The 3,078-nt window shown below is 26.0% G+C and carries 3 protein-coding genes; 2 read left to right on the top strand and 1 reads right to left on the bottom strand.

Going from position 1 to position 3,078, the window contains the following annotated elements:
• The first annotated feature begins 425 nt into the window (after window positions 1–425).
• The gene (locus ACI3VO_RS12105; RefSeq protein ID WP_439758162.1) at window positions 426–803 is read left to right on the top strand and encodes a hypothetical protein; all 378 of its coding nucleotides are present in this window, start codon (window positions 426–428) and stop codon (window positions 801–803) included.
• A gap of 12 nt (window positions 804–815) precedes the next feature.
• On the top strand, window positions 816–1,436 hold the full coding sequence (locus ACI3VO_RS12100; protein ID WP_439758161.1) for an HAD family hydrolase: 621 nt from the start codon (window positions 816–818) through the stop codon (window positions 1,434–1,436).
• Between the two features lie 65 nt (window positions 1,437–1,501).
• On the opposite strand, the gene ACI3VO_RS12095 is transcribed toward ACI3VO_RS12100, so the two are convergent.
• Window positions 1,502–2,854 (bottom strand): hypothetical protein, encoded by a 1,353-nt coding sequence (locus ACI3VO_RS12095; RefSeq protein WP_439758160.1) that lies wholly within the window; start codon window positions 2,852–2,854, stop codon window positions 1,502–1,504.
• Between the last annotated feature and the right edge of the window lie 224 nt (window positions 2,855–3,078).

Genomic DNA, 3,078 nt, shown 5'->3' with positions numbered 1-3,078 from the left:
GGAAGGTTTACGACAATGAAAAAAGTACATCGCTCTACTTCGATAAGTGCAAGCAATGTACTAATTTATACTGTCATCTATTTAAATTCGGCGTTCCTTTAAACAAATTAATTGTTTTTACCAATACCAATGCGGAATTAACATAGCATCAGGTCTTTTCCCTATCTCCTATGCTATTTAGTATTTTTTGATAAATTTTTTTCATAAACCCTCCATAGTATAATTTTTGTTTAACTCCCTATACAAAAATTATACTAGATTTTATATATCTTATGGAATCTTTAATGTACAAAAAAATGTACTCTATTTACAAAAATAGAATTCTATTCACCATCCTATCTTTTTAAAAATAACTTTAGATTTAAACTGTATTATTATATAATTGTATATACAGAGAAAAAAGACATTTCAAGGGGGAAAACAAAATGGAAAATGGATTAATGAACAGTCGTATGATGGGATTTACAGATGTTAGAGGATTAAATATATTAGAGGATGCTATAGCTAAATTCCCTAATGAAGCTTATAAAGATATAGATTTACAAAAGAGCTTAGATCAATACGATTTATTTAGAAAAGAAGCCAACTTCGATGAAATATACGGAGATTCAGATAGACAAATGGATTTAAAGGATGGTAAAGTGCTTCATATATTTGAAGGACGTAAATTTGAATTAGCTCTATTTGATTCAAACGATGTAGCAATAACTTCTGCTACTATATTCGGCGGCGGATTTAAAACATATCAAAATGGAAAACAATTAGAAGAAATATTTGTAGTTCAAGCTATTGAGCTTAAATAGGCTGGTGATATTATGTACAAGGTGGTTGCATTTGATTTAGATGGAACTTTATTAAATTCTGAAATTATAAATTTAAAAAGCCTTCAAAAGTGTCTTGCTATTCACTACAATATATCAGTTTCAATGGAGGAGCTTTTAAAATTAACTGGAACATCAGCAAAGGAGATATTCGAAAAATATGGTATATCAGATTATAAATCAGCTCAAGTAAAGTGGATTTCTGAATTTGATAAAATAATAGATGAAGTCGAAATTTTCGATGGCTTATTAGATTTACTTGTAAAGCTTAAAGGCTTAGGTATAAAGCTAGCTATAGTAACATCTAGAAAAAGACATGAATTAGACAAATTGATATCTCTTTTTAAATTAGGAGATTATTTTGACTACACTGTATCTATAGACGATACGAAAAATCCAAAACCATCTGCTGAACCACTTAAAAAGCTCATGGAGCTTGCAGATTGTACTAATAGAGAAATTTTATTTATAGGCGATTCAACTGCAGATATAAAATGTGCTGAAAACAACAACACAGAATTCGGTTTAGCTTTATGGGGTGCTAATCCTGAGCTCAAGAAACAGTGTAAAATTATTTTAGAAACGCCAGATGACATCTACAATATAGTCAAATAATTAATTTTTAAAAATTATAGGGGAGTCTAAATGAACTCCCTTTTTCAATTTGACCAGATAAATATCTAAAGTAATTTACTAAAATCAATTATATAACTTTTTTTAGGTCTTCCCCTTTTGTTTCCTGTTTTTTCCTCTCTAATAGAAGCCACATTATATTTACATAGTGTACTTAAAATTCTATTCGCACTTCTAACAGTTATTCCCATATATTCAGATAAAACTTCAGCTGATATTTTATTTGTATTTCTTTCATCAATTACTGAGATTATTTTTGTTATATTCATTTTTGATAGAGGTATTTTTTGAGCTATTTTATCTATAATAGGATTTTCTTTTATTTTATTCTCTTCAATATTAGGCAATATAGGACCAAATACTTTTTCTAAATTATCAATTATAAACACACATCCTCCTCCATTTTGAGCTGATAATTTATTTGCTTTTATAGCATTTTTTAAAGCATGTGTATTAGTATTACCTATTCCCCATCCTATATCAAAATTATAATTTAACCCAGATGTAAGATCTGTTAATATATTTGATTTTGCATAATTATCAGTTATTTTTATAAGATTTTCTTTTGTCGTTTGAAGTTGTATTTTTAAATTCTCTTTAAATATAGATACATTATAAATCCCGTTTTTATTGAAGCATTCATTTAAAATTTCATCCATTTTCAATATTATAGATTCAACCTTAAATATAAAATCATCATCTTGAAATTCACTTTTATTAAAAGTAATCACACAGGTTGCAACTCTATTCTCATCTAGTTTATGCAAATCTATAGCCTTTATCAATTCCTTAAAGCTATCTAAAATAGATTGCTTCGATGGAATTAGGTATTCCGATCTATATCCTAATTTCAATAATTTTTCATGAGTAAAATAAAATCTAGTAATAGACATATCTATCTTTTTGTCTCTCCATAAATCTAGTTGCTTCTCATAGGCAAGATTATAAATATTTTTTAAATCGGTTTCTTTTTCTATTTCAGGATAATCCCTTAGTGTATATGGAGCATTTTTATCATCTACAATTGAATATAAGTCATAGTAATTATTATCTTTTCTCAAAAAATCTATAAAGCAACGAGAAAAATCTAAATCTTTTTCATTTAAATATGTTTTAAATAAATACTTATAAAAATCTCTTTGACTAAAATCTAAATGTCCAAAAGGTATACTAGCTTTTTTTTCTATAGGTCTAATCATCTGATAATGTATAAGACCAGAAAACATTATTCCATCATAATAATCACTCTTATTTTCGTATACAGATAATAACTTTTCAAAATCATCTGCTTTACATAATATATATTCTAAATCACCCATGTCATTTAATTTTATAAATAAATCATTATATTCTTGTTCTAAAAACTCTTGAGGTCCTAAAAATGCAATTTTATATTTCATATATTTCTCCATTCTTAAAATTTCGTTCTGTTATATATCGACAAAACTTAAAATTTTTATAAATTTAAATATTGTACATTTGCACTAATAATTTTATTTTAAATATTATTTTTTATTATAGCACTATTCATATTCATATAAAACATTTGAATTTTTATAAAATTTTCAAATTCTTATTGACCAAAATATTAAATGATGCTATTATTTATTTAAGGACTAGTCTA

The sequence above is a fragment of the Intestinibacter sp. genome (genome assembly GCF_051866655.1).
Lineage (GTDB): Bacteria > Bacillota > Clostridia > Peptostreptococcales > Peptostreptococcaceae > Intestinibacter.
Note: the sequence above shows the minus strand (reverse complement) of the source record. Positions and strands in the feature narration are given on the sequence as shown.